This window comes from Streptococcus sp. 27098_8_73 (genome assembly GCF_041432495.1).
Classification (GTDB): domain Bacteria; phylum Bacillota; class Bacilli; order Lactobacillales; family Streptococcaceae; genus Streptococcus.
In genome coordinates this window covers 99,826-119,841 of record NZ_JAPVZT010000006.1, presented here as the reverse complement: position 1 = coordinate 119,841, position 20,016 = coordinate 99,826, and the positions used below count along the sequence as shown (strand labels likewise).

Annotated in this window: 9 protein-coding genes and 1 pseudogene; 7 read left to right on the top strand and 3 right to left on the bottom strand. The window is 47.6% G+C overall.

The window, feature by feature from the left end; translation table 11 throughout:
• Positions 1 to 8 precede the first annotated feature (8 nt).
• The 7 genes and pseudogenes from O3651_RS05785 (at position 9) to O3651_RS05755 (ending at position 17,907) form a co-directional block, all read left to right on the top strand.
• A pseudogene (locus O3651_RS05785) lies at positions 9 to 2,509 on the top strand (PEP/pyruvate-binding domain-containing protein).
• On the top strand, positions 2,496 to 3,128 hold the full coding sequence (locus O3651_RS05780; protein WP_371609858.1) for a phosphatidylcholine/phosphatidylserine synthase: 633 nt from the start codon (positions 2,496 to 2,498) through the stop codon (positions 3,126 to 3,128). The pseudogene O3651_RS05785 and the gene O3651_RS05780 overlap by 14 nt, the downstream one beginning before the upstream one ends.
• Positions 3,121 to 3,993, top strand: a complete 873-nt coding sequence (locus O3651_RS05775) for a phosphatidylserine decarboxylase (RefSeq protein WP_371609857.1) — start codon at positions 3,121 to 3,123, stop codon at positions 3,991 to 3,993. Before O3651_RS05780 ends, O3651_RS05775 begins: the two co-directional genes overlap by 8 nt.
• Entirely contained in the window at positions 3,978 to 4,877 is a 900-nt protein-coding gene (locus tag O3651_RS05770) for a UbiA family prenyltransferase (protein WP_223368306.1), read from the top strand. The genes O3651_RS05775 and O3651_RS05770 overlap by 16 nt, the downstream gene beginning before the upstream one ends.
• A complete protein-coding gene (locus O3651_RS05765; RefSeq protein WP_371609856.1) occupies positions 4,877 to 7,360 on the top strand; it encodes a phosphoenolpyruvate synthase in 2,484 nt (827 codons plus the stop codon). The genes O3651_RS05770 and O3651_RS05765 overlap by 1 nt, the downstream gene beginning before the upstream one ends.
• On the top strand, positions 7,347 to 8,423 hold the full coding sequence (locus tag O3651_RS05760) for a hypothetical protein (protein ID WP_371609855.1): 1,077 nt from the start codon (positions 7,347 to 7,349) through the stop codon (positions 8,421 to 8,423). The genes O3651_RS05765 and O3651_RS05760 overlap by 14 nt, the downstream gene beginning before the upstream one ends.
• 169 nt (positions 8,424 to 8,592) lie before the next feature.
• Entirely contained in the window at positions 8,593 to 17,907 is a 9,315-nt protein-coding gene (locus tag O3651_RS05755; RefSeq protein WP_371609854.1) for an SIALI-17 repeat-containing surface protein, read from the top strand.
• An 84-nt stretch (positions 17,908 to 17,991) separates the two neighbouring features.
• On the opposite strand, the gene O3651_RS05750 is transcribed toward O3651_RS05755, so the two are convergent.
• The 3 genes from O3651_RS05750 to O3651_RS05740 all read right to left on the bottom strand — a co-directional run bounded on the left by O3651_RS05750 (position 17,992) and on the right by O3651_RS05740 (position 19,942).
• Positions 17,992 to 18,783 (bottom strand): DUF4037 domain-containing protein, encoded by a 792-nt coding sequence (locus O3651_RS05750; protein ID WP_187421792.1) that lies wholly within the window; start codon positions 18,781 to 18,783, stop codon positions 17,992 to 17,994.
• Positions 18,784 to 19,077: 294 nt separating this feature from the next.
• Positions 19,078 to 19,488: an EVE domain-containing protein gene (locus O3651_RS05745; RefSeq protein ID WP_371609853.1), complete on the bottom strand. Its 411-nt coding sequence runs from the start codon at positions 19,486 to 19,488 to the stop codon at positions 19,078 to 19,080.
• A complete protein-coding gene (locus tag O3651_RS05740; protein ID WP_371609852.1) occupies positions 19,481 to 19,942 on the bottom strand; it encodes a MarR family winged helix-turn-helix transcriptional regulator in 462 nt (153 codons plus the stop codon). The genes O3651_RS05745 and O3651_RS05740 overlap by 8 nt, the downstream gene beginning before the upstream one ends.
• Positions 19,943 to 20,016 lie beyond the last annotated feature (74 nt).

The window sequence follows — 20,016 nt, the reverse complement described above, 5'->3', positions numbered from 1 at the left end:
AGTTTTTGATGAAAGAACTATGGCTGGAAAAAGAGCCTTCGACCGACTATGGCGGTAAAATCAATCAGTTAATCAACCTCTGTCAGCTGGGGCTTTCGGTTCCTAAGGGTTTGATTTTGCCTGCGGATCAAGTAATGGCTTGGCTAAGAGCGGCTCTGCCAGAATATTCAAAAGAGGGACTTGAAGAGTTAATCAAACTGGGCAAGGAGGAAATTGCCGAGCGTTTGCAGCATTATCCCTTGGAGCCAGCTTGGCTACAGGAGTTAGCAGCTTTTTGTCAGAAAAATCAAGCTTATATCGTTCGCAGCAGTGCCATCTTAGAAGACGGACAGACCATGTCATTTGCTGGTCAATATGACTCGATTGGTGACTGCCGGACACTGTCAGAAATTGAGCAGGGCATTCGTTCCTGTCTGCTTTCTCTTTTTAATCCAGAAGCCTTGGCCTACTGGCAGCGTCAGGGTCTGGCGGAGCAGAATTGTGCCATGGCAGTGCTGATTCAGGAGCAGATTGAGCCTGACTTCAGCGGCGTCTGCTTTTCCCTTGATGTGGCGACTAATCAGGACCAGACCATGCTGCTTGAGTATGTAAAAGGCTCGGCTGAGAGCTTGGTTAGTGGCCAAGTTAATCCTGAGCAGCTGACTCTTCCTTGGTACAAGCCAGACTGGCTCCAGTTTGAAAAGGCTGAAATCTCTCTGGCAGTCTTGCAGAAGCTGCATGCCCAGGTTTTGCAGATTGTGGCGTATTTTGGTCGGCCGATGGATATTGAGTGGTGTGCTGTCCAAGAGCAAGTCTATTTGCTGCAGGCTCGGCCCATCACGACAGTACCAACTAAAATCGACAGTGGCCGCTGGACGACGGCGAATTTTCGGGATGGTGGCGTGGCGGCCCAGCCCTGTCCTGTCCAAATCTGATGTGGAGCCTTTACCGCCATTCTTGGCAAGAGGCACTCTCCAGTTTTTTGCTGGCAATTGGCTTAGAGCCTGAAGGAGTGATGCCGCCGCTGATGCGCCTGCATTATGCCCGACCCTTCTGGAACTTAGGCGTGGTCAAGCAAGGTATGGAGCAGATTCCGGGTTATATTGAGCGAGACTTTGATGATGAGCTGGGAGTTAATAAAGACTACCAAGGTCAAGGTTTTACCAGTAAATTAAGTCCAGCCTTGCTCTTGAATTTCCTGCGCGTAGCTTTGAAAACTCAAAAAGTAACTAAGAATTTTCTGCATCAGGCACCACAGAAGCTTCAGGAGCTGCGCCAGCAATTTACCCGCCTGAATCAAGAAATACGAGAACTGAACGACCAAAGCCCGCTACAGCAGGTCGAGAGTCTTTGGCAGTTAGTGCTAAATCGGGCTTATTTAGACAGTGAGGGAACATATTTCTGGCAGGCCTACATCAATACGGTCCAGCTGTCCATGAAAAAGACCAGTCTGCTCAAATGCCTGACGGTTGATGAATTTTTCCAACTGATAGCTAAATTAGGAAATGTTTCGCATACCAAGCCTTTAGCTCGAATGCTGGAAGCTGCGGATCTTATTTTGGCAGACGAGAAGCTGATAGACGACTGGCTGAAGTTATCGGTGGAAGAGTTGCAGCGACTGGCAGCACAATATCCTGAGCGAGCAGATTTTATCAAGATTCAGGATTTTCAAAAGGACTTTGGCTACCACTCGGCTCGGGAGCTGGACTTGCGAGTAGCGAGTTACGAAGAAGATGCTCATCAGGTCCTGACAGCAGTCCAGCAGTTGGTTGCTGATTCAGCGTATTACCAAGCGGCCAAAGCCTCGCTCAGTCCTGTCTCAGAGTCTGAACTGAATCTTGCCCATCTATCTCGAGCCAAGCAGAAAAAGATAGAAAAAATCAGTCAAGACTTGCGGAAATTGCTCTGGTGGCGAGAGGAGTTCAAGGATATTTCCACGCGCTATTACCACCTCATTCGCCAGATTAGCCTTAAACTCGGCCGAGCCTATGAAAAGCGAGGCTTTCTGAAAGTTTCTCAAGATATTTTTTACATTAAGAAAGAAAGCCTGACTGCCTTTATGAAAGGGCAAAAGACTGCCGACCAGCTTCAAGAAGAGGCTGCTGATAATCAGCATTATTGCCAGGCCTATCGAAATTTTGAGCCAGTAGGTGATTTGACCGACAAAGAGATGAGCTTGGAAGAAGTAGCCCATGATAGTCAAGCGCTTCTTACGGGAATGCCAGCCAGCAGTGGTCAGGTGACAGGTAGGGTTCGAGTCCTCTTGGATTTGGCTGATATTGAGACGATTGAGCCGGGAGAAATTCTTGTCACTCGCTATACAGATACGGGTTGGAGCTATGTTTTCGGTATTCTAGGCGGTCTAGTGACAGAGTACGGTGGAGTTCTCTGCCATGCCTCCATTGTCGCTCGGGAATGCGGGATTCCAGCTCTGGTCTGCGCCAAGAATGCAACTCAGCTGCTAGAAACTGGCATGCTTGTAACTTTAGATGGAAGAAGAGGAGAAATAAGAATTCATGAAGAAGAATGAACCTTTGTTTATCGGTGAATACGACAAATCTGTAATCCTAACCTATATGGGCGCTGCTTTTGCACTTTTGGCAGTCTATGCCATCATTCAGTCCCAGCTGCGGCTAGCCATGATGGCCTTTATCGTTAGCGGTATCTGTGACCTCTTTGACGGTGTGGTGGCTCGACGGATGAAGCGGACTGAAAGTCAGAAGCGCTTCGGCATTGAGATTGATTCGCTCTGCGACATGATTAGCTTTGCGGCTCTTCCGGCTGTGCTCCTCATGACCCAGCTACCCCTGGGAGCGGCCAATATCATCTTGGCTGTCCTCTATGTCTTGGCTGCGGTCACGCGCTTGGCGCATTTTAACCGCTTGGCCAAGCATGATGAAGGATCGGGCGCTTATTTTATCGGCTTGCCCGTGACTTACAGCGCCCTCTTTTTACCTCTGACCTATCTGGTATGTCAATGGCTGGCGCCTGGTTTCTTTGCTTGGGCGTGGCTGGCCTTGTCTCTTTTGCTGACCTTCCTATTTGTCTACAACTGCCGAATTCCCAAGCCAAATAAACTGGCCTATCTGGTCTTTGCGATTTTAGCAGTTGCAAGTCTGATTGGTCTGGGGGTTCTCCCGCATGGTTAAGGTCTATCAAAGAAAGACTGGCCAAGTACTGGAACCGATTGAATACAAGGCGGGTCTGTTAGACAAGCTTTATGGTACTGCCTGGGGTCGATTCCTATTGCCTATCTTGACCCGACCTAGCCTGTCTTATCTTCTGACTTTGAAAGACTACACTCCTTTTTCTCGCAAGAAAATAGCAGCTTTTGTAGAAAATTATCAGCTGGATCTGGCTGACTATGAAGATGGCCCCTATTCTAGCTTCGCGGCTTTCTTTCAGCGGAAAATCAAACCTGGTCTGCGTCCAGTCTGTCCTGACAGTCAAGTACTGGCAGTGGCGGATGCCAAGCTAGAGGCTTTTACCATCAGTCAGGACTTGCGGCTGACGATAAAGGGTCAGACATACAGGCTAGCTGACTTACTGTTGGATAAAGAATTAGCTCAGAAGTTCAGTAGTGGAACAGCGCTAGTCTATCGCTTGGGAGTGGAAGACCTGCACCGCTATTTGGCTACTGAATCCGGAAGAATTATCCAAAGACGAAAAATCAAGGGGCGCCTGCATACGGTCAGACAGGTAGCCCAGAAGCGGCGCTTGATTTACAAGGAAAATAAAAGAGAATACTGTCTTTTAGATACCGACCTGGGTCCTGTCCTGCAGATGGAAGTAGGAGCTCTCTTGGTCGGAAGAATATACAATCACAGTCAGGACCATTTGGTTAGGGGACAGGAGAAGGGTTGCTTTGGTCTGGGTGGCTCAACCATTCTTGTCCTCTATCCAGCAGACACGATTCGCTTGGATCAGGATATTCTGACTTACTCAGACCTCGGAATAGAAACCCAAATTCAAATGGGGGAAAAGATTGGAGAAAAGCTATGTTTAAACGATTAGCTGTTTATTATAAGGAAATGTTCCCTTTGCTGCCGCGCTTTTTTGTGGCTGCCATCATGTTTTTTGAGATTTATTTTGTTCTCCTGCTCAATGACGGAGTGACCACCTTTCACTTTGACCATCAGGAGTTGATCGGAATTTTTACGATTTTTGTCTTTCTGATGATTCTGCGGATCGCAGATGATTTCAAGGACTACGAGACCGATAGACGGCTCTTTCCTCATCGGGCATTGCCATCTGGACGAGTGAAAAAGAAGGACTTGGCTGTTGCCCTCAGCTTTATCGTAGCTGTGTCTGTACTTCTCAATGTTCTCTTTATGAACAATATCGGCTGGTTCCTCTTTCTCTATATCTACGGAACTCTCATGTCCTTCTGGTTCTTCAAGCGTGACAAGATTCAAAATTCTCTGCCACTGGCTCTAGTAACCCATAATCCGGTCATGATGATTTTGAATCTCTATACTATCTCCTTTGTCTGCTACAAGTACAATCTGCCTCTCTTGTCCTTGCCGACTGTCTTGCTGGCCTTTACCATGTATTTCCCAAGTCTGATATGGGAAGTCTGTCGCAAGATTCGGGCACCAAAAGACGAGACTGAGTATGTGACCTATTCTATGCTTTTTGGCTACAAAAAAGCCACTCGCTTTATCGAGGTGGTGACTCTGCTGGATATCTTGACCAATTTCGCTCTCCTCTGGAATATTTCCCATGTCGGAGTGGTAGTCTTGGTGCTGAATGTCATCTGGATGACCGTCCAGTTTGAGCAGTTTATCAAGGATCCGACTCGCTTTAATATCCGGGAGCGGGTGGAGCGCTATACTTATATCACGGAGACGACCATGGTTCTGTCCGTTGCTGTTTATCTCTTGATGGGGGTGCTTTGATGAAAAGAATCAAGCAGACAGGGCTTGACCAGGTCGGAGGCAAGGCCTATCATTTGCTGAAAATGCAGGCTGCTGGATTGCCGATTCCTGACTTTGCAGTGTTTGCTTTTGACTTTTTTCAAAAATCTGCCAGTTCTGCTGACTTGGAGCGGATGGAAGCAGCCTATCGATCTGGAGAGTTGGACTTGTCCCAGCTCAGTCAGCAGCTGCAGGACTGGGCCAGAGAGCAGTTTGGTCAAGAAGATCTGACAGCGGCAGAAAGCTGGATTCATCAGGAGTTTTCTCAGAAAGACTGTCGCTTTGCAGTTCGCTCATCAGCAACCATTGAGGATGGGAAGGCTTCATCCTTTGCCGGTCAGTTTGAGAGCCGGCTCAATGTGAAGCCAGAAGGACTTAAAGAAGCCATCCAAGTGACCTTGCTTTCTCTTTATCAGGAGTCGGCTCTTAGTTATTTATTTAAGCAGGGATTATCCTTGAAGCAGGCACAGATGATTTGCCTTGTTCAGGTCATGCAGGAGGGAGACTTGTCTGGGATTTACTTCACAGCTAATCCCAAGGGCATTCTGAACGAGCACATCATTGTCATCGGTCGAGGCTTGGGCAACAAGGTTGTCGAGGATAAGATTCCTACAACAATGGTGACGCTCCATCCTAAGGACCAGCTCTTTTATACAGAGCAGACGGAGGACTCACCAGACGTATCACAGGAACAACTCGAGGACTTACAAGCCTTGGCTAGTCAGGTAAGTCAGCTTTTCGGACCTTATATGGATATGGAGTTTACCTTCGCCAATGGCCAGCTCTATCTTTTGCAAGCACGACCTATTACTACCTTGCCAGAGGGACAGCAGATTATTCTGGATAACAGCAATATTGTCGAGAGCTATCCGGGCGTTTCCAGTCCTCTGACCATTAGTTTTATCCAAGAGGCTTATGCCAGCATTTTCCGAAGTCTGGCTCAACGCTTGGTTGGTAAGGATGCCCCTGAGTTGGCTGCCTATGAAGCTACTTTTCAAAATATGTTGCAGCTAGTCAACAGCCAAGTATATTACCAGATTCAAAGTTGGTATCAGCTCTTGCAGCTTCTGCCTTTTTCAAAGAAAATCATTCCTATCTGGCAGGATATGCTGGGAGTGCGAGAGACGGAGGTGCCTCAGATGCCGGTACACCTGTCTACTTTCAAACGCCTGCAAATCATGCTTCGAATCATCCGAGAGTTTTGGACAGCACCCAAGCAAATGCGGCAATTGGAAGAGCAGTTTGCCCAGATTCAGCTAGAATACGAAGCGAGCTTTTCTCCCAACGCAGATGCAGAGACTTTGATTGGCTTGGTCAGCAAGCTGAAAGAGGATATTCTGGCTCACTGGGACATTACGCTGGTCAATGACCTCTATGCTTTTGTCTATACTGGACTCCTGAAGAAGTCGCGTCGTGGCGGTGCTGTTCAGGCTGAGATTGCAGGAATTGAGCAGATTGAAAGTATGCGGCCGGCTTTGGCTCTGCAGGCTTTAACAGCTCAGCTGAAAGCAGAAGAAAATGCAGCGATTAGACAGGCCATGGCAAGTGAAAGTCCAGCAGTCTTTCTAAGTCGCCAGCACCCTTTGGTCCAAGAAATAGTCCATTTTATCCATGAATTTGGTGATCGAGCTCCGGAAGAGTTGAAGTTAGAAACTCCAACATTTCGAACGCACCCAGAGCGTCTGCTCAAGCTCCTGTTGCAAATGTGCCAGCAAGAGGAGAAGAAGCTGGCTCCTCGGAAATTTGAAGAAGCTGAGCAAAAATCAGGCTGGTGGACGAATTTTCTTCGCAAGCGAGCCATGACTGGTGTTAAATATCGGGAAAGTTCTCGCTTAAACCGAACACGAATCTATGGCATGATGCGGCAGATTTTCAGAACATTGGGCCAGCAATTAGCCGAGCAAGGTCTACTGGGTGCAACAGATGATATTTTTTACCTGACAAAGGAAGAATTGTTTGAGCTGACCAGAAAGCCCAGAGATGTTAGTGGCTTGATAGCCGAGCGTCGGGAGAAGTTAGAGGCTGATAAGGAGCTGCCAACCTTTAGTCGCTATGTTTTTGCTGGACAGGTCTTTGAGAAATATCTGAAACCGCAAAACCGCACCAGCAGTCATAATACGAGCAATCAAGCTTTACAAGGGATTGGCTGCTCACCTGGCTGCGTTAAGGCTCAGGTTTTGGTCGTGGAAGATGTGCAGGAGATTGAGTCTGCTCAGGACCGGATTATCGTGACCAAGATGACCGATCCGGGCTGGGTTTATCTTCTGACCCAAGCCAAGGGTGTCATTGCCGAGCAGGGGTCTTTGCTCTCGCACACGGCCATTATTTCCCGCGAGTTGGGTATTCCTTCCATTGTCAATGTCAGAGGCGCCTGCAGCCAGCTGCAAAACGGTGATTGGATTGAGATGGATGGCCTTACTGGCAAGATTCGACTAATCAAGGAGGAAGACCATGCTGGAAATTAAACCAGTTAAACCCAATACTGCAGAGATGGACGATTTTCTGGCCCTGCCTAAGAAGATTTACCGGCCAGACCACCTCATGCAGTCGGAGGAGGAAGAGCTGGCTTTGATTGAGGGCAGTCACCCGCTGAGTTCTGACTTAGAAACCTATGCTTTTATTGGGTATGTGGACAGTCTGCCTTGTATTCGCAGCCTTCTGACCTTTTATTCAGATGATGAGGCTGCTTACTTGGGATTTTTCGAGTCGATCCATGATCACCAGATTGCATCTGTTTTTATCGAGCATTTAGCTGGATTTGCCCGCAGTCTCGGAGCTAGCAGGATTATCGGTCCCGTACAGGCAAGTTTTTGGCTGGGCTATCGAATGCAGCTGACTGGAACAGAGGAGCTCCCTTTTACTGGGGAACCTCATAATCCAGCCTATTATCCCCAGCTGTGGCAGGCTGCTGGTTTTGAGCTCAAGGAGCGCTATCTGTCCAATTTTTATCCCAAGGTCAGCAATCAAACTCATCAGGATAAGCTGGCTCATCGTTTTGAGTCTTTTGAAAAAGCGGGATTCACTATTTGCTCTCCCAAAAAGAAGGACTGGGATCAAGCTTCGCTGCAGGTTTTTGAGCTCCTCAATCGCCTCTATCAAGATTTTCCGATTTATCGATCAATTTCCAGTCAGCAGTTCAGTCAGATTTTTCAAAAATACCAGTATATTCTTGATTTTTCAATGGTTAAGCTGGCCTATAAGGAGAGCAAGCTAGCAGGTTTTCTGATTGCCATGCCAGACTATGGCTCTCTGGTCTATCAAAGGCTGACCCCTTTTAACCTAGCCAAGCTTTTTTGGACCAAGCGTTTTCCCAAACGTTATACGATTATGTATCTAGGAGTAGATGAACAATTCTTGGGCTTGGGCTCTGCCTTGGCCTATCCGATTTTTAAAGAAGCACAGAAGCGACAGGCTTCAGCTATTGGAGCCCTGATTCACCAAAATACCATCACGCGCCATTATGCGGCAGAATTGCAAGGGGACAAGCATGAGTACGGCCTCTTTGAGTTGGATTTGGGGCTTAGATGATCTGTAAACAGTAGGTTCTCACCCAGGGAATCTGCTTTTTACTTTTCGCTAAAATGTAGCCCTTTTCGATAGCTGAAAGAAAAGTATTTTATAAGGCTAAGGGATTGCAATTTTGAGTAAAATTCAGTAAAATTTTTATTAGTTTATTATATGAAGAAAAGGGAATTTTATGAAAAAAAGAGTCACTGGTGACATATACCAGCGCTATTCTTTTAGAAAGCTGTCTGTAGGTCTAGTTTCCGCTACTATCGGAAGCTTCTTTTTGTGTACGACAATGGGAGGAGCTGTCAACTCTGTCGAGGCAGCGGAAGTATCTGCCAATCAGTCTACCGTCGTTCAGTACCACTATGTGGTGGAGAGCGATCTGACTGAGGCTGAAAAAGCTGCTATTGTGAAGGAACTACCCAAATTTGCGGAAGAAAATTCGGACGCTTATTATTTGGTTTACCGTCCGACAAAGCAGGAAAGCTTGTTAGGAAGGCTCCCTAAGACAGGCGAGTCAGGTCTTTTGGAAGCGGCTTTTGCAGCTACAGGTCTGGCCTTGGTTGTTTTAGTGCTGGCGCGAGGGAAAAATGGCAAGAGATACCTGTCTTCTATTTTACTTGTGACAGGCTTGGGTTCTGTGCTTCCGCCAGCTTCTGTTTTGGCAGTCAGCAGTACGGATTTGGCTGCCTATAATCAAAGTCTGACTTTGGCCGTTGGCGATCAGTTGCCAGAACCTTTGAAAATTGCTGGCTACCAGTATATTGGTTACCTTAAAAAAGAAGCGCAGCATCAACTGGCTCAAAGAGGAAATTCTCAGCTTCCAGCCCTTCAAAAGGAAGCCTCAGCTAGTCAGCCTGATCAGGAGTTGAAAGAGTTAGCAAGTCGCCCTAAGAATATTGAAGCTCCGAAAGAGGCGCAGCCTGCTGGCGGAGACCATTTCTCCCAGAAGGAAAGGGAGGAAATTGCTGCTAAAGAAGGACAATTTGCTCGTCAAACGCCAGTTCATGAGCGACCAGAACTGCAATTTACAAGTCAAGCAGCGACCCAGACCCAAGAAATTCCCTATAAAACGGAGTATCAGTATTCAGATGACTTAGCCGAAGGACAATCTCGAGTGATCCGCGCGGGCATTCCAGGGATTCGCAAGATCGTAACACGCCACTATAGTGTTGAGGGAAAAGTCGTAGAGAGCAGGCAGATTTCTGATCAAGTAACCACTGAGCCTATTTCAGAAGTTGTTTTAGTCGGGACTGCAGCAAATAAGGCTGTACCTAAAGAAGCTCCAATACATAAAGTTCCAGAGCTCACTAGTTATGGCACAGTCCCAGATAGCGCTCCCGTGTATGAGAAACTTGAGTTACCTGTGGATGGCACGGTTCCAGCTAGCGCTCCTGTGCACGAGAAGCCTGAGTTAACTGATTATGGCACAGTTCCCGATAATGCTCCCGTTCACGAGGTACCCGAGCTCACTAGTTATGGCACGGTTCCCGCTAGTGCTCCCGTGCACGAGAAACCTGAGTTAACTGATTATGGTACAGTTCCGGATAGCGCTCCTGTGCACGAGGTTCCAGATTTGTCTGGCTATGGCACGGTCCCCGCTAGCGCTCCCGTGCACGAAGTTCCCGAGTTGTCTGACTACAGCACAGTCCCTGATAATGCTCCGGTTCATGAGGTTCCAGCTAGCGCTCCTGTGCACGAGCAACCTGAGTTAACTGATTATGGCACGGTTCCAGATAGTGCCCCCGTGCACGAGCAACCCGAGTTGCCTAGCTATGGCGTTGTTCCTGCTAATGCTCCCGTGCACGAGCAACCTGAGCTCACTGATTATGGCACTGTTCCTGCTAATGCTCCTGTGCACGAAGTTCCCGAGTTAAATGAGTATGGTATAGTTCCCGCTAGCGCTCCCGTACAAGAGAAACCGGAGTTAACTAGCTATGGCACGGTTCCAGATACCGCTCCTGTGCACGAGGTTCCTGAGTTGACTGGTTATGGTACGGTTCCAGATAGCGCTCCCGTGCACGAGGTTCCTGAGTTGCCTAATTATGGCACGGTTCCCGCTAGCGCTCCCGTGCACGAGAAGCCTGAGTTAACTGATTATGGTACAGTTCCCGCTAGCGCTCCCGTGCACGAAGTTCCCGAGTTAACTGACTATGGTACAGCACCTGCTAGCGCTCCCGTGCACCAGGTTCCCGAGTTAACTGATTATGGTACGGTTCCAGATACCGCTCCCGTGCATGAGAAGCCTGAGTTAACTGATTATGGCACCGTTCCTGATAATGCTCCTGTGTATGAGGTTCCTGAGCTCACTGATTATGGCACCGTTCCCGCTAGCGCTCCCGTTCATGAAGTTCCCGAGCTAACTAGCTATGGCACAGTCCCAGATAGCGCTCCCGTACACGAGGTTCCCGAGCTCACTAGTTATGGTACGGTCCTCGCTAGCGCTCCTGTGCACGAAGTCCCTGAGTTAACTGGATATGGCACGGTACCCGATACCGCCCCCGTGCACGAGAAGCCTGAGTTATCTAGCTATGGCACCGTTCCTGATAATGCTCCTGTACACGAAGTTCCCGAGTTCACTGGCTATGGTACAGTTCCCGCTAGTGCCCCCGTGTACGAGAAGCCTGAGTTAACTAGCTATGGCACGGTTCCTGATAATGCTCCTGTACACGAAGTTCCTGAGTTAACTGATTATGGCATTGTTCCAGATAGCGCTCCGGTTCATGAGGTCCCCGAGTTGCCTGGCTATGGCACGGTTCCGGATAGCGCTCCTGTACACGAAGTTCCTGAGCTCACTAATTATGGCGCCGTTCCTGATAATGCTCCTGTACACGAAGTTCCCGAGTTAACTGGATATGGCACGGTCCCCGATACCGCTCCTGTGCACGAGGTTCCCGAGCTTACTAGTTATGGCACAGTCCCTGATACTGCTCCAGTCCATGAACTTCCTGAGTTAGAGTTGGTTGCAAAGGATGAAACTCGTGTGGAGAAGATTGCTTTTAACATCGAGGAACAATATACTGATGAGTTACCTCAGGACGCTCGTCGCATCGTCACTCCAGGTGTGCAGGGCAAACGTACCATCAAGACTAGAGTTTATACTTCTAATGGTCAGGAAATTTCCCGCCAAGAAGTGTCCAACGAGGAAACTTTAGCTCCAGTCACACAAGTTGTCAAAGCCGGCACGGCCAAGCCACATATGGTACCGAGCACTGCGCCGCAAGAGCCCGCTTTACCAGAATATCCGCTGACTTATAAAGATGAAACGCGAGTAGAGAAAATCGACTTCACCACACGTGAAGAAGAAACAGATGAGCTTGTACAAGGTGCCCGCCAAATCACTATTCCAGGTGTGCAGGGTGAACGTACGATCAAGACTCGTATCTATAGTTTCAACGGTCAGGAAATTTCCCGCCAAGAATTGTCCAACGAGGAGACGCTAGCCCCCGTCACGCAGGTTGTCAAAATTGGCACAGCCAAGCCACACATGGTACCGAGCACCGCTCCGCAAGAGTCTGCTTTACCAGAATATCCGCTGACCTATAAGGATGAAACGCGAGTAGAGAAAATCGACTTTACTACACATGAAGAAGAAACAGATGAACTTGTCCAAAGCGCTCGTCAAATCGTCAATCCAGGTGTTCAGGGTGAACGTACGATCAAGACTCGAGTTTATACTTCCAATGGTCAAGAACTTGCCCGCCAAGAATTGTCCAACGAGGAAACTTTAGCTCCAGTCACACAAGTTGTCAAAGTCGGCACGGCCAAGCCACATATGGTACCGAGCACTGCGCCGCAAGCATCTGCCCTTCCAGAATATCCGCTGGCCTATAAGGATGAAACGCGAGTAGAGAAAATCGACTTCACCACTCGAGAGGAAGAAACGGATGAGCTTGTCCAAGGTGCCCGCCAAATCGCTATTCCAGGTGTGCAGGGCGAACGTACCATCAAGACTAGAGTTTATACCTCCAACGGCCAAGAACTTGCCCGTCAAGAGTTGTCTAACGAGGAAACTTTAGCCCCTGTCACGCAGCTTGTCAAAGTCGGCACCGCTAAGCCACATATGGTACCGAGCACCGCTCCGCAAGAGCCCGCTTTACCAGAGTATCCACTTACTTATAAGGATGAAACGCGAGTAGAGAAAATCGATTTCACTACGCGAGAGGAAGAGACGGATGAACTTGTCCAAGGTGCTCGCCACATCGTCACTCCAGGTGTTCAGGGCGAACGGACCATCAAGACTCGTATCTATACTTCCAACGGCCAAGAGATTACCCGTCAAGAGCTGTCCAATGAGGAAACGCTAGCCCCAGTTACGCAAGTTGTCAAAATTGGCACGGCCAAGTCCTATATGGTACCGAGCACTGCGCTGCAAGAGCCCGCTTTACCAGAATATCCGCTGACCTATAAGGATGAAACGCGAGTAGAGAAAATCGCCTTCACCATACGTGAAGAAGAGACGGATGATCTTGTGCAGGGTGCTCGTCAAATCGTCACTCCAGGAGTGCAGGGCGAACGGACCATCAAGACTAGAGTTTATACTTCTAACGGCCAAGAATTTGCCCGTCAAGAGCTGTCCAATGAGGAAACTTTAGCCTCAGTCACACAAGTTGTCAAAATTGGCACAGGCAAGCCACATATGGTACCGAGCACTGCGCCGCAAGAGCCCGCTTTACCAGAATATCCGCTGACTTATAAGGATGAAACGCGAGTAGAGAAAATCGATTTTACCACTCGAGAGGAAGAAACGGATGAGCTTGTACAAGGTGCCCGCCACATCGTCACTCCAGGTGTACCCGGCGAACGGACCATCAAGACTCGTATCTATAGTTCCAACGGTCAGGAAATTGACCGTCAAGAGCTGTCCAATGAGGAAACGCGGGCAGCAGTTGCTCAGCTTGTCAAAGTCGGCACAATAAAACCGCACATGGTACCAAGTGATGCCCCGCAAGTGGAAGCCTTGAAAGAGTTCGATTTGATTTCGCTTCATGATCTACTGACAGAAGCGGAGCAAATCAAGGCTCAGGCTCGTTATTTCAACGATAGTCAAAGTCGCCAAGCAGCCTATGATGCTGCTTTAGTGGCAGGTCATGCGCTTCTCAATCAGTCACAAGCCAGCCAAGCGGAAGTCAATCAGCTAGTGGACCAAATCAATCAAGCCAAGGCTCAGTTACAGGGGCTTGAAGTAGACAAAACACGCTTGCGAAATGAACATGATTTGGGCAGAATTGTGCAGACGACTGTCCAATACAAGAATGCGGATGCAGATAGGAAAGCAGCTTATACGAACGAATTGGCCAAGGCAGAAGGAGTTCTGAATAATCAAATCGCCACACAAGTGCAGGTCAATCAAGCCTTTGCCAGCCTGACAGCAAGCAAGACGGCTCTAAATGGCGTGCCTAAGGTTAAGCCGACAGTTTCGATCTTAAGTCTGACAGAAAATCCAGAGGACAAGTCGGTCACGGTTCAATATAGATTGGAAGACAAGACAAAATCCTTGCGATCAGCGACAGCTGAATTGTACAAGGGAGACCAGCTTGTTCGCTCGCTTCCGATTGACAATGTAGCAGGAAGTCTGAAGATTGATGACTTGGACTACTACACAGGTTATACCCTGAAAACTAAGCTGACTTATGAGCTGGATGCTGGCAGCTTGACTGACCTTGAAAAAGATAGCCGCAACTTTGAGTTGCAATACAAGAAGATTTCCTTCCGTGATATTGATTCGGCAGAGTTTTACAGAAAAGAAAAGGACCAGTTCAAGCGTGTCGTTTCCATGACCGCTATACCTACAGACCTGTCTACCTACTTTGTCAAAGTCAAATCGAGTGAATCCAAGGATATGCTCCTGCCGGTTCACAGCATGGCAGAAGGCCAGAAGGATGGCAAGGCTGTCTATAAGGTAAGAGTTTCTCTGCCTGAGCTGGTACAAGAGGGCGAAACAGGCTACAAGTCTGGCTATGACTTCTATATCAGCAGGGCAGTGCCTAGTCAGCAAAATGTTTACACGAGCTTTACTGGTTTGGTAGACGCCATGAAGAAAAATATGGCTGGCAACTTTGTTCTAGGAGCTGATTTGGATGCGAGTGAGGTCAGTCTGGCACCTGCGGATTATGTCTATCTCCGAGGAAACTTCACAGGCAGTCTGACTGGTAATCACAATGGCAAGCAGTATGCGATTTATAATCTAGCCAAGCCTTTGTTTGAAAACCTCAAGAGTGGTTCCTCTATTTCTAATCTGGACCTGAAAGAGGTCAATATTATCGGTACCTATGACTCTGCCGCCTTGGCCCGTAGTGCAGATAATGCGCGAATCACGGATGTTTCTGCTCAAGGTAGAGTGTCGGTAGTGGGCAATGCTTCCCAGGTAGCTGGTTTGGTCGTTGTCGCAAGCAATAGCCAAATCACCAACAGCTCCTTTACAGGAACTATCCAGGCCAATGACAAGCAGTACAAGGCCTATAATGTCGGCGGTTTGGTTGCCAACCTCAAGGGAGGAAATTCCTTGCTCAGTCAGAGCAGGGCAGATGTGACCATTCTGGCAGGTGCTCGAACAAACGAACAGCGCTTCGGAGGTCTGGTTGGTCGCTTGGAAGACAATGCTCGCATCAGCCGTTCCTATGTGACTGGAAAGATCCAAAATTCCACGAAGAATGGTCAAATCGGCGGAGTGGTTGGTTCTAATTATTTCAATGGCTTGATTGACAATGTTATCAGCAATGTCAGCGGTACAAATGTTTACAGCATTTCTGGCGACCAAGATTACAAGAATGATCGCATAAAAGAAGCCTATGCCGTTGAAGGAAACGAAACTTTAGGCAATGATCAGTTTGTCACGTCTACTCTGACTTTGGACGAGATCGAAGAGAAGCTGGCGAGCCTAGACATTACGACCACGCTAGAAGACAGCAATCTCAATCTCCATACGGTTGACTACAGCAAGGAAAAGAATGCTCGTGAAGACCGTCTGATAGCCTATGCTAATATGGAAAAACTCCTTCCATTCTACAATAAGGAAACCATCGTTGCCTACGGAAATAAACTTCCAGATAATCACAAGCTCACTAGAGAGTACTTGCTGGATGTGGTTCCGATGAAGGGCGACCAGATGATCACCGATATCCATAGCAACAAGGCTGCGATTAACCGCCTGATGCTGCACTTTGAGGATAAGACGGTTGATTATCTAAATCTGACCTATAAGGGAGATTTCAAACATCAAGCTATCGCAGAATACACTGTAAATGGCTTAGACCTCCTTTATACTCCAGAAGCCTTCCTATCAGACTATAGCAGGGTTCTCAATCAAGTGCTGCCAGAGTTGAGCAAGGTTGTCCTTGACTCACCAGCCATGCGAACTGTTTTAGGCGTGAATGCGGATGCTTCTCTGGATGAGCTCTATCTGGATACAGCCTTTGAGCAAGTCAAGACCAAGCTGGCAGAAGAGTTACGCAAGGTTCTGGCTATGGACAAGTCCATCAATACTGAAGGCGATGTTGTAGCTGACTATGTAGCTCAGAAGATTAGAGCCAATAAGGAAGCATTCCTGCTGGGTCTGACCTATCTCAACCGTTGGTATAATATCAACTATGACAAGACTAATGTCAAGGATTTGTCGGCCTATAAGTTTGATTTCTTTGGTAATCATAAGGCTTCGACGCTAGACACCATCATTGCACTCGGTCAGTCTGGTTTTGAAAATCTCAAGGCCAAGAATAACCATCTGGCCTACGATAACTCGCTCTCTGAAGCAACTAGTAAGCGTGGCCTTTTCAACTATCTGGAAAGCTATCGCCAGCTCTTCCTGCCAGACAAGACCAATAACGAGTGGCTCAAGACCAATACAAAAGCCTACATCGTTGAGGCTAAGTCGGATGTGGCAGAAGCTAGACAGCTTCAAGATACAGCTAAGGACAAGAGCAAGTATTCTGTCGGCGTTTACGACAAGATTACTGCGGACAATTGGGAACACAAGGGCATGCTCCTGCCACTCTTGACCATGACTGAGAAGGGTGTTTACGCCATCTCCAATATGTCCACCGTCTCCATGGGAGCTTATGATCGCTACCGCCTTGATGCCAATAACAGGGTGCGAACAGATGCAGAATTGGTTGAGTATGTCGAAGACCGAGTTAGAAAGTCAGCTGAATGGCAGCGTGACCACTATGATTTCTGGTATAAGATCCTAAGTCCTGAAAGCAAGGACAAGCTCTTCCGTTCTGTTCTGGTTTACGATGGATTCTCATTGGTTGACAAGGATGGTAAAAGATATTGGGCTCCAGCTAATGACAAGAAATCACTAGCTATGCAGGAATTCTTTGGACCAGCCGGCAAGTGGTATCCAAGCAAGGGATACAATGCCTATGCTACGGGAAGTGTCACCCACTTTGATGCTGCTCGCTTGTTAGAAGACTATGGGAACTCCGTTTACACCCATGAGATGACGCATAATTCCGATGGTTCTATCTACTTTGAAGGTTATGGTCGCCGCGAAGGGTTGGGGGCTGAGCTCTATGCGCGTGGTCTATTGCAGTCTACACCAAGTCCAAATGAGCCTACCATTACCCTCAATACCCTCTTCAAGACGGACAAGGATTCTAAGACACGGATGCATACCTACAACTTCAAGGAACGTGTTCAAAATGCAGCAGATTTGCAGCACTATGTCCATGGTATGTTTGACATGATTTACACGCTGGATTACCTAGAGGGGACTTCAATGGTCAAGCAGAGCGATGCAGCCAAGCTCCAGTGGTTCAGAAAGATGGAGAATTACTATATCACAGATAAATATGGTAAGCAGACCCATGCTGGTAACCAGACGCGCAGCTTTACTGCTGAGGAAATCAAGCAGCTGACCAGCTTTGAGTCCCTGATTGACAATGATGTCGTCACCCGTCGGGAGAATAAGGATAGCGGACAGTACCCACGCAATGGCTACCTCAGTCTCAGCCTCTTCTCGCCAATCTACTCAGCCTTGAGCAACCCGACTGGGGCGCCAGGCGATGTCATGTTCCGTCGCACGGCCTATGAATTACTAGCAGCCAAGGGCTACCATGAAGGATTTGTCCCTTATGTTTCAGGGAAATTCTCCGAAGAAGCTGTCGCAGAAGGTAAGATAACTTGGGATGGCTGGCTCAGGAGAGACGTTGGTCTGGTGACCGACCAGAAGGTCTTGGAAAATGTATTCAAGGGTGAGTATGACTCTTGGGCATCCTTCAAGAAGGCCATGTACCAAGAGCGGATTGACCAGCTAACCAAGCTCAAACCGATCACCATCGAGTACGAACTCAGAAATCCAAACAGTACCAAGCAAGTAACCATTCGCTCGTATGCAGAGATGCAGAAGCTGATGGACGAAGCGGTCGCGGAGGATGTGCGCAACATTACCAATGCGACAAATCGTGTTGAAGCTAGCTGGGTCAACCTGCTCAAGAAGAAGATTTACAATGCCTATCTTCGTGAAACAGACGACTTCAGGCAGTCAATCTTTAGCAAATAAGCCTCAATTTGCTTGTCGAAAATAGTAAAAAGCTCATGAATCAGCTGAAAAACTGGTTTCATGAGCTTTTTATTTGTTGAAATTCTAGATGGATGCCTCAATCAAGTGCTTAAGATTGTCTAGGAGGCTATCCAAGGCTAGGGCCGCTTTCTGTTGCTGGTCTGGCTGGTAGAGATGTTGGAAGTAGTCTTGGATATTTGCTTCAAAATCCTGAGGCAGGCGGGAGCAATTTTCTTTGGCATACTGGAGCATGCGCTTTTCGCCTGGATGGAGCTGCTCATTGAGAGCGAAGATCACATCAAAGTAAGAGGCGAAAAATTCACTGCTGCGGTGATTGATGCTGAGCAGATCTTGGCGCTTGAGGGCCTTTTTGATCTGTCTTGAAAAAGCTGGCATAGCTTGGTCGAGAAGCAGGAGCTGCTTGCTGATGATATTCTTTTTCAGCTCAGCCGGATAGGACAGGCTGTACTTGCTCTGGAGAGCAGCATAGCGGCCATCTCGATCGTAGAGAATCTTGCTGTGGACCAGATTGTACCACATGCAGGTAGTGTAAGAATTCTGGGCTTGGTGCTCTAAAACGACAGTTCGAAGGTCTTGGTCAAAGTCGTCCAGCGAGCGGTAAATCAGCTCAATCTCGATACCATTATTGAGGACGCAGTCGTCTTCCAGTTCCCAAAATTGATTGCCAATTTCCATATAGGAGCAGTACTTGCTGAGGATTTCTTGGCGGATGGCTGGCGCGAGAGGAGCGCTCAGGTAGACATAGACATCATAGTCTGAGTCTTGGTCAAAATGTTGGCCGGCCCGTGAGCCTCCGAGAGCCAGAGCTTCCACTTGCTCCAGTTGAGCCAATTCTTTAAAGAGATTTTGTGGCATAATTTGTCCTTCTTAATTTTTTGACATCATTCTAGCAAAAAGTGAAAAGGTTTGCAAGGGGGAAATAGGATCTTTTCTTTCTTTTAAAAAACGTGATGAAGTGGAAGTGTCTAGAGTATTATTTTGATCAGAAAAGCCTTGGTCTTTCTAGGCGGTTTGTGATATGATTTGATTTATTCTTTTCAGTAAGGTAGATAGGATTTTTCCTAAAAAAACTCCATAATTCCTGCTACAACAATTATAGAGCATATGACATCGGATACGAAGAATAGGAGGTCGGGATGTCCCAGACTCCTATTCTTCCTTCATCTGTTCAAAGACATAGAGAAAAAATTCTTTTGAAACTTCAAAATGTCCGTATCTTATCTGTGAAGCATATTGGCGCCACTGAGGATGTTGTCGGACTTGCTCAATGGGGCAGTCATTGACAGGCTGGTAGTAGCTGACATCTCGCCGAAATGGGAAAAAACCTTCAAACATCTCTACTTGATAAGCAATGTCATCTAGAATCTTGCCAACTGCTGTAAAGGCCTGCAATTTTTCCTGACCGTTCAGTTGATACTTGGGGCTGTAGTACAGAAGATAGTCCCTCTTTTCCATTCGGTTCAATGGTGCTTTCTTTCCATGGCAGACTTGGCAAAAGCCTCCCTCTACACCTCTTAGGACGTGTTCTTTTGATACGACACCCACCCAAAATCTAGTCATTTTCTGCCTCCAGTTCTATTAAGAGTTGGTTTAATGTTTCTGTATTATTTTCTAATTTTCCAAAGAATGCCTGATCAATGCCTTCTACCAGAGGAAGGGCTTGGTTGACCTTTTGTAGACCCGTATCCGTTAGAAGTATGATGTTGGCGCGGCTGTCCTTGGGATGGACTTCCCGCATGATCAATTCTTTTTTGACCAAGAGGCGGATGATTTGGGATACGGTCATGACATCCATGTCAGAAAATCGGGCAATATCGGTCTGACTCACCCATTCTTGCTGACGCAGAAGCGCTGCAAGAGAGGTCAGAACGACAAACTGAGGATGGGTTAAATCAATGGTTTTCAGCTCATTTTTAATCAGCCCATGCCACTTGTGGTAGGTGCGGATAAAGAGCAGACCGGTTGATTTTTTATATTCATCCTTGTAGATGGAGTTAAACTGCGATGTTTCCATTAGCTTTCCCTCTAGATATTTTGTAAGTATACTTATTATATTCCGACATCTTATCTTTGTCAATAAAAAACCAG